The 8,191-nt window shown below is 42.0% G+C and carries 10 protein-coding genes and 1 tRNA gene; 5 read left to right on the plus strand and 6 right to left on the minus strand.

The window, feature by feature from the left end:
* Positions 1-42: 42 nt before the first annotated feature.
* A complete protein-coding gene (locus KYJ26_RS20125) occupies positions 43-564 on the plus strand; it encodes a DUF1850 domain-containing protein (protein WP_219169435.1) in 522 nt (173 codons plus the stop codon).
* A complete protein-coding gene (locus KYJ26_RS20130) occupies positions 551-2,536 on the plus strand; it encodes a TRAP transporter permease (protein ID WP_219169437.1) in 1,986 nt (661 codons plus the stop codon). The genes KYJ26_RS20125 and KYJ26_RS20130 overlap by 14 nt, the downstream gene beginning before the upstream one ends.
* Positions 2,537-2,587: 51 nt before the next feature.
* Here KYJ26_RS20130 and KYJ26_RS24450 read toward each other — a convergent pair whose 3' ends face one another.
* Complete coding sequence (locus KYJ26_RS24450; protein ID WP_472691174.1) at positions 2,588-2,797, minus strand: hypothetical protein; 210 nt, start codon at positions 2,795-2,797, stop codon at positions 2,588-2,590.
* Positions 2,798-2,942: 145 nt separating this feature from the next.
* On the opposite strand from KYJ26_RS24450, the gene KYJ26_RS20135 reads away from it, so the two are divergent.
* Positions 2,943-3,014: transfer RNA gene (locus KYJ26_RS20135), tRNA-Val, on the plus strand.
* A 131-nt stretch (positions 3,015-3,145) separates the two neighbouring features.
* On the opposite strand, the gene KYJ26_RS20140 is transcribed toward KYJ26_RS20135, so the two are convergent.
* The gene (locus KYJ26_RS20140; protein WP_219169439.1) at positions 3,146-3,319 is read right to left on the minus strand and encodes a hypothetical protein; all 174 of its coding nucleotides are present in this window, start codon (positions 3,317-3,319) and stop codon (positions 3,146-3,148) included.
* 365 nt (positions 3,320-3,684) lie between these two features.
* On the opposite strand from KYJ26_RS20140, the gene KYJ26_RS20145 reads away from it, so the two are divergent.
* Positions 3,685-3,885, plus strand: coding sequence for a cold-shock protein (locus KYJ26_RS20145; RefSeq protein WP_034763533.1), 201 nt, complete (start codon positions 3,685-3,687; stop codon positions 3,883-3,885).
* Positions 3,886-3,996: 111 nt separating this feature from the next.
* Here the strand turns inward: KYJ26_RS20145 and KYJ26_RS20150 are convergent, their stop codons facing one another.
* The gene (locus tag KYJ26_RS20150) at positions 3,997-4,851 is read right to left on the minus strand and encodes a MurR/RpiR family transcriptional regulator (RefSeq protein ID WP_219169441.1); all 855 of its coding nucleotides are present in this window, start codon (positions 4,849-4,851) and stop codon (positions 3,997-3,999) included.
* A 162-nt stretch (positions 4,852-5,013) separates the two neighbouring features.
* Here KYJ26_RS20150 and gndA point away from each other — a divergent pair, with 162 nt between their 5' ends.
* Entirely contained in the window at positions 5,014-6,426 is a 1,413-nt protein-coding gene (gene gndA / locus KYJ26_RS20155) for an NADP-dependent phosphogluconate dehydrogenase (RefSeq protein WP_219169443.1), read from the plus strand.
* Positions 6,427-6,465: 39 nt separating this feature from the next.
* Here the strand turns inward: gndA and KYJ26_RS20160 are convergent, their stop codons facing one another.
* The 3 genes from KYJ26_RS20160 to KYJ26_RS20170 all read right to left on the minus strand — a co-directional run.
* Positions 6,466-6,630 carry a hypothetical protein gene (locus KYJ26_RS20160; RefSeq protein ID WP_219169445.1) on the minus strand — a complete coding sequence of 55 codons (165 nt, stop codon included), beginning with the start codon at positions 6,628-6,630 and terminating at the stop codon, positions 6,466-6,468.
* 118 nt (positions 6,631-6,748) lie between these two features.
* A complete protein-coding gene (locus KYJ26_RS20165) occupies positions 6,749-7,519 on the minus strand; it encodes a SurA N-terminal domain-containing protein (protein ID WP_219169447.1) in 771 nt (256 codons plus the stop codon).
* 487 nt (positions 7,520-8,006) lie between these two features.
* On the minus strand, positions 8,007-8,191 hold a 185-nt coding region (locus KYJ26_RS20170; RefSeq protein WP_219169448.1), incomplete at its 5' end, for a hypothetical protein.

An 8,191-nucleotide genomic window follows, 5' to 3' on the forward strand; every position in this document is an offset into this window, starting at 1 on the left:
TTTCAGCTAAAAGCCTAACAATGGAATGGTGGGGAATTCTTTATGAGGAAATATACATCCCTGGGAGCAATTCTCCTGATTCTATGTATCGGATTCAGCCTTTTTATACCCTTACATACCTTTTTGGTTGTAGAACCGAGAAGTACAACAGGGGACTCTGTCCTTTTCAGCCTCACCGACAATCATTCGTTTTCGGTTCGATATACTCACTCTATTCATTTATCAGAAGTAGAAGAGTTTTATGTGACGACATCCTCAAATCAAATTCAACAAACTAAATTACTTTATGAAGATACTGCCATTGGTATGCCGGCCAATGCAGAAGGAAATGAAATCTTTGAAGTGACGAAGGAAGGCAAGTATTTAATTTCTAATATGGAGAGAGTGTTTCCTTACATTGATATCAGGATTGGCCAAGTCGTCGCGAATCACCGTCTCGTGCTTGACGGGAGGGAATATCCTTTAGCAGACTATTTTGATAAAGGGTCTGTCGTTCGGGTTCAATTGAAGAAACAATCACTTTACAACCAGTGGAAAGGAGTGACTGTAGTTGGAAAAAGATAAAGAGTTTGAATCTTTGACTGCAGAGCAACAACAAGAGTTACTTGAAAAATACGATCCGGAATCTTCCACCAGGAAATTCCATCACGGAACGTTCAAATGGATAATATTCTTCGGGTTATTGGCATTTTCTTTATTTCAATTAGTAGCATCCATCTTCCAATTCATCCCACGGCAATTGCTTTTGTCTATACACTTAGGGTTCGCCCTTTCATTAGTGTTTCTGTTATTTCCTGCCCGCAAGAAATATTTGAAGAAAGACAAGATTGCCTGGTATGATATTGTACTTTCAGCCATTTCTGTAGGAATTGGTGCATACTGGCCGATCATGCAGGATGATATCGTCAGCAGGGTCGGATTGATGACTCAACTGGACTTTTATGTCGGTTTCGCTGCTATGATTCTTGTATTGGAAGCTACTCGACGTGCGGTGGGGTTACCGATTACGATCATCGCATCTGCATTTATCCTATATATGTATTATGGCAGGTTGATGCCTGGATTCCTGGCTCACAGGGGTTATGATTGGGACGATATCGTGAAAACGATGTTCTTCACAAGTGAAGGGATCTTGGGGACACCATTATATGTTTCAGCCACATTCATCTTCTTATTCTTATTGTTTGGGGCATTCCTTGTGAAGACTGGCGTCGGTCAGTATTTTAATGATTTGGCCGTGTCCATTGCTGGTAAACGTGTCGGAGGACCTGCAAAGGTTGCGATCTTCTCCAGTGCCCTTCAAGGGACCATCAGCGGGAGCTCCGTTGCGAACGTCGTGACATCGGGTTCCTTCACAATCCCTATGATGAAAAAACTGGGGTATCGTAAAGAGTTTGCCGGCGGGGTAGAGGCTGCCGCTTCAACCGGTGGTCAGTTGATGCCACCGATCATGGGAGCTGCTGCTTTCCTGATGGTGGAATTCATCGGCGGTATTTCGTATTGGGATATTGCCAAGGCTGCCTCTATTCCAGCCATTCTTTATTTCACAGGTATCTGGATCATGACACACTTTGAAGCGAAGCGGATCGGCCTTCGGGGTTTATCCGATGATGAGATGCCAGACCGTAAAGAAGTGTTCAAGAAAATTTACTTGCTGCTTCCAATCCTAACGGTCATCATTTTGTTAGTGAGCGGAATGAGCGTCATGCGTGCGGCACTTTGGTCTATTGTTGCCACAGTCGCCATTAGTGCGATTAGGAAAGATACAAGAATCGGTTTCAGGGATGCGGTAGATGCGCTTGTGGACGGGGCGAGGACAGCTTTGTCTGTAGCAGTGGCAACAGCCGCAGCAGGTATGATCGTAGGGGTCGTGACTAAGACTGGTCTAGGGTTGACCCTTGCGAATGGTCTGGTTGACCTGGCAGCGGATCTTACCAATTCCACCGAAGGTAAGCTGATCCTAACATTGGTGTTTACGATGATTGCGTCGATTGTACTCGGCATGGGTTCTCCAACTACGGCGAACTATGTCATCACATCCACGATCGCTGCTCCTGCAATCATATTATTGGGAGCACCTGAGTTAGCCGCTCACTTATTCGTATTTTATTTCGGTATCATTGCTGATATCACGCCGCCTGTGGCACTGGCTGCCTTTGCCGCCGCCGGGGTGTCGGGAGGAGAACCGATACGGACAGGGGTCAATTCTGCTAAGTTGGCCATTGCCGCTTTTATCATACCTTACATGTTCGTATTGTCCCCGGAATTGTTGATGATCGATACAACCATCCCGAGGCTGATATGGGTTGTCTTTACGGCCGTGACCGGGATGATGGCGATTGGGGCAGGTATGATCGGTTATTGGTATCGTAGAGTATTCGTCATCGAACGATTCCTTTGCGTAGCTGCAGGATTATTACTCATTTATCCAGAAGGCATGTCTGATATCATTGGTTTGGTTTTATTTGGAATCATGCTTGCACTGCAATTTTTCATTAAGAGAGAAGATAAGACACCAACAAGAGCAACAGCATAAAATAAATCAAGGCTGAGCCCACTATGGGTTCAGCCTTTTGTATTGGTAGGATCAGCGGAGGGTGGGGGGATAAGAAACTGCCAAAATGTCTTGAATTTTAAACCTGCGAATATCATTTCTGAAGAAGCAGTAAGCGGTGATATAGTCTTTTTCAATTCTCCTTACCAGTACCTTTCTCTTGGTACATTCAAGCCTTGCATTCATATAAATCATTTCAATCGGCTGTCGTTCTATCAAAGAACGCTGAATTTTGATCAACATTGGGCACCCCGGGTGTTATTGATACAAATAGTATATGCGAACAGGTGTTCTTTTATGCATTGGAAGATGAATTCAGAAAAAATTTACGATAAGTCATTGACAATTCTCATTATATGAATATAATAGAATATGTACCTTGCATCGCGACTTGTTAGCTCAGTGGGAGAGCACTTCCTTGACAGGGAAGGGGTCGTGGGTTCGAATCCCTCACAGGTCATACATATGGAAAAGCCTGCATCCTTTAGGATGCAGGTTTTTTGACGTCAAATGTGCAATGGGAATGAAAAAGGACTCTGCTGTGTTCATGAGAGAGTCCCTGTCAAAATAATTATTAAGATGATAGCATTTTTATTTTAATTCCAGTTCCTCTTCAAAATAAAATGTGCCTGGATGTTCTTTTACGATATATGAATACCGCTTCATGTTTTTTACATATTGCCACTTCATTACTGTCACTGTTTCGCCAGTTTCCTTGATTGTCACCATAGAACCATTGCTAAACCGATTTTTTGTGGATTTCATTGGGCACTCCCTTTCATCTTTGTTCATTATACCACAGTTTTCCCCTGATTTTAGAACCCCATGAGTGTTTATATTAGTAAAACGGTTACATCCGCCAAAAGGTCGATATCGTTGAATGAAAGAGGGGGAAAACAAGTGAATGGGTTAAAAAGACATATACTGATCACGGTATTCAGTACAATTATGTAGGAGGTCTGACTTTCAAAACTTCTCCTTCAAGAACTTGCTTATTTGTTTCATTACTGTTATTCTATAAAAGAATTATTTTTGTCCGGTATACGAGGGAAGAACACGATTTGGTTTTCACCTGATATCGCAAGAATAGTAATACATGGTGCTCAAATGCACTTTAGGAGGCAACAAACATGGAAAATGGTAAAGTAAAATGGTTTAACGCAGAAAAAGGTTTCGGATTCATCGAAGTAGAAGGTGGAGACGACGTATTCGTACACTTCTCAGCGATTCAAGGTGAAGGTTTCAAATCTCTTGACGAAGGTCAAGAAGTATCTTTCGACGTTGAACAAGGTGCTCGTGGACCACAAGCAGCTAACGTACGTAAAGCATAATCTAACTTTACAACTTCAAGAACAGGCTCATTCGTGAGCCTGTTTTTTTATGGGGATTTTAAGGGAATGGAGAAGAGGGACGGACCTTGAAAGGTCCGTCCCTCTATTTGGCTATACCTTTTTAATGGATATCGCGTCACGTAATTTTTGCAGGGAGGCTTTGGAAAGTTCTTTTCGTTTCTTCATGATGTTTACATAAAGGGCGTCAACGATACTCAGCTGACTGATTCTTGAAGCCAGTGCTTCTCCACGGTACTCGGTTTCCTGTGAGACTGTGAATAGTGGAATGTCCACTCTGTTGCTTAAAGGAGATTTAGCGAAGTGGGTGATGGCAATGGTCTTAATACGATTTTTCTTTGCAACCTCCAATACTTCCAATAAATCTTTGTTCGCTCCTGAGTGAGAGATAAAGACGATCACATCTTCTTCTGTTAGCTGAGAAGCCGATATCAGTTGCATATGGGAATCATTATAGGCGGTAGTGGCCATCCCTGTTCTTAGGAACTTATGATGGGCATCCATGGCAATAAAACCGGATCCCCCTGTACCGTAGAATTCGGTTCTTCTTGCATGAAGCATTGCATGAACTGCTTTTTGGAAGGCTTCCTCATCCAATATCCTCAATGAGTCTTCGAGGCTCCTCATATTGGATCGGAAAACTTTTTGGGCGATCACGCCTTCTGAATCTTGTTCATTGATGGTTTCATGGATATCTTTAATCGGCGTCACAATATCAGAAGCCAATGAAATTTTCATTGCCTGGTAGCCTTTATAGCCCAATCGTTTGCAGAATCTGAAAACTGTGGCATCTGCAATACCAAGATACTCTGCGACACCACTGATGGTTGTGTGGATAATTTTTTCAGGATTAGCAATAATAAAATCAGCAATCATCTTTTCTTTTTGACTAAGTTTCGAATAATGAGAACGGATTCGTGGAAAACAATGTTGAGCGTTTTCATCCATGGTTAAAGAAACCTCCTATGGGACATCTGTGAAAATAATTTTAACTCAATTAATGAAATAAAAAAATATTATTTCATAAAAATCCACCACGAAAATTTATTTCGTATTATAATAATAACGGTGAAGAGTTGTATTTATTCGTATTGAAAGGAATGATCGTTTATGACAAAACAACAAATAGGAGTCGTTGGAGTCGGAGTAATGGGTAAGAGCCTTGCTCTGAATTTTGAAAGCAGGGGCTATTCAGTTTCTATATATGATGTGTCAGATGAAAAGGTAAGAGAGGTACTGGATGAGCATAAGGGAAAGAATCTGGTTGGAACTCATGAAGTAAATGAATTTGTACAATCCTTGGAAGTACCACGTAAAATATTGATCATGGTACCTGCCGGGGATATTACTGATAAAGCAATTGATTCATTGCTTCCTCACCTGGATAAAGGCGATATTCTCATTGATGGTGGTAACACGTATTACGAGGATACAATCCGCCGCAACAAGGATTTGGATGAAAAGGGAATTAACTTCATTGGAGCAGGAGTTTCAGGTGGAGAAGAAGGTGCCCTATATGGCCCTGCGATTATGCCAAGTGGTCAGAAAGAAGCGTATGATCTGGTTGAACCTTTCCTCACTGCCATTGCAGCAAAAGTAAAAGGAGATGCCTGCAGTACATACATAGGTCCTGATGGATCCGGCCATTATGTGAAAATGGTACATAACGGAATTGAGTACAGTGATATGCAGCTCATTTGTGAAGCGTATTATCTGATGAAAAATGTACTTGGTTTAAATGCAAATGAGCTTCATGAGATTTTCAAAGAGTGGAATGAAGGTGAACTCGACAGCTATCTGATTGAAATCACCGCAGATATCTTTACAAAGGTGGATGAAGAAACAGGCAAGCCTCTTGTCGATGTCATTTTGGATACTGCCGGGCAAAAGGGTACCGGGAAATGGACGAGCATCAGCTCTCTTGAATTAGGTGTACCATTGTCGATCATCACCGAATCCGTTTTTGCACGCTTCATCTCAGCAATGAAGGAAGAACGTGTGAAGGCAAGCAAGATCCTGAGGGGTCCTAAGAATAAAGAATTTAAAGGAGACAAACAGGAATTCATCGAGATGATTCGTAAGGCATTGTACTTAAGTAAAATCTGTTCATATGCTCAAGGGTTTGCACAGCTTCAATCGGCTTCAGATGAGTACAATTGGAATTTGAAACCAGGCGAAATTTCTATGATCTTCAGAGGTGGTTGCATCATCCGCGCTGGTTTCCTGGAAGAAATCAAGAATGCCTATGACCGTGAACCAGGCTTAACGAATCTGCTCCTTGATCCTTACTTCAAGGAAATTGTAGAGAATTATCAGGATGAAGCCAGGGAGGTTGTGGCCACAGCCATCAAATTGGGTATTCCTGTACCAGGCCTTGCCAGTGCATTGGCATATTATGATAGCTATCGATCTGAATCGCTTCCGGCAAATCTGCTTCAAGCCCAGAGGGATTATTTCGGTGCCCATACGTATCAGCGAATAGACAAAGAAGGCACCTTCCATACGGATTGGTTATCTAAATAATAGAATGAAGAGCCCTGTGGGATTCCCGCAGGGCTCTATTCATTCGTCTTTCGTATCGTGTTTTTTCTTTTCGTCCTGCTGGTCTTTTTTTAGTTCGTCAATTGGAATAGGGTCGACGTTTTGCTCACTCTCATGCTGGTCGAGGATACTTTCTTCGTCCTTGTCAGCATTCTCAGGGTTATGATTGGTGGTATTTTTAGACATGATGCATGTTCCTCCTTATAATGATCGGTTCTTATACCTTACCCCCTCTGGAAAGCAGAAAACCTCTAAAAGGATAAAAAAAGAAAGCCGCCTTTTGAGGGCGGCTTTCTGAAATGAGTTAGATTTTCACATCAATTTTAGCATTTTTCTTTAAATCTTCGACATGCTGAACAAGTTTTTCTTGTTTCTTCTGTTGTTCCAGCTGTGTTTTGATCTGTGGTTTTACATCTTCATACTTCGGTGCATCCTTAGATTGCTCACTGCCTTGTTGGCTGGCATATTGATCATAGAATTTCTTCATTTCATCTTCGGTTACTTCGTCTACCTTGATTTCTTTATCAACATAGTTCGTATATTTAATATTTTCAGCAATCTGGGTTTTCAGCTCATCCATCGTAAATCCGGCTTTCTTCATGGCTTCTTCGAATTGCTTTTCATCTTTGTATTGCTTTTTCACTTCTTCCAACTGTTTATTGATTTCATCCTCAGATGCCTTATAGCCCTTTTCGTCTGCTTGTTGCATAAGAAGGGTTTGTCCTACAAGGCTATCGATGGTTTGATCTTTGATCTTCTTAACTGCATCCTTACTCGTTGGATCCTGACCCATTTGTTGGTACTGCATCTGTGATTGAGTCAACACGTTGTTGAAGTCTTCACCTTTGATTTTTTCATCGTTGACAATGGCAACGACCTTATCTTTCTCTACCTTTTGTTCATCCATTTTCTTTTGCATTTCTTCCATCTTCTTCGCTTGCTCTTCTTGTGCCTTTTTGTCAGAGGCTTCTGTTTTCGGTTTATCGTCAGCTTTTTGGCTCTCCTCATCCGAACCGCAAGCGGCTAGTCCAATTGTTAATAGTGCTAATAGTAAAGTCGTTAATAGTTTCTTCATAGTAGACTCCTTTCAGAACTAAGGTGTGATTTCCAAAAAAATCACTTAATGCGCATTTTAAATGAAAAAGCCCCAAAAAGAAAGTATTTAGGCTAAAAAGTATTGATTGTAATGAGGATGACACACAGGTAAACTGGTGCTCCTCCTCGTATTCACCAGTATGTATACGTTTCCAAAGAAGAAATCACCTCCAAATAGTATATGAATTTCAAATGATTATTACAATAAGGCTGTTTTCGCTAAGATTGTTGCTTTTCATACACAGATGCGAATGCTTTGTCATATAGGGTGTGGTGCAGGAGGGTGAAGGGAACAGTCCCGCTTTCCACGGACGTTCGGCCGATCCTTCTCAGCAAAAACCGCTTCCGGGGTCTCGGCACGCCCGTTTTCCGTAAGAGTCTACGCAGTCCCTTCACCCTCTAACGTAGTAAGTAGTTGACAGGGCAAAATGGTTTGTGACCATCAGTTTAAAAAGAGTAGAGGACTATTAAATAAAATCAGTCACTGCAACGAATGAAAAAGCAGTGGCATAAGAAATCTCCACATTTCCTTTATGAAAGTCAAACTTTTCGTTAGTTGATTGGAGCGGAAGGTGCTCGACTCCTGCGGGAAACGCTGGACAGGTGAGACCCCGCAGGCGCAGCCGAGGAGGCTCACCGCCAGCCCCGCGGA

It is taken from the genome of Rossellomorea orangium (assembly GCF_019334305.1).
In the GTDB taxonomy this organism is placed as follows: Bacteria; Bacillota; Bacilli; order Bacillales; family Bacillaceae_B; genus Rossellomorea.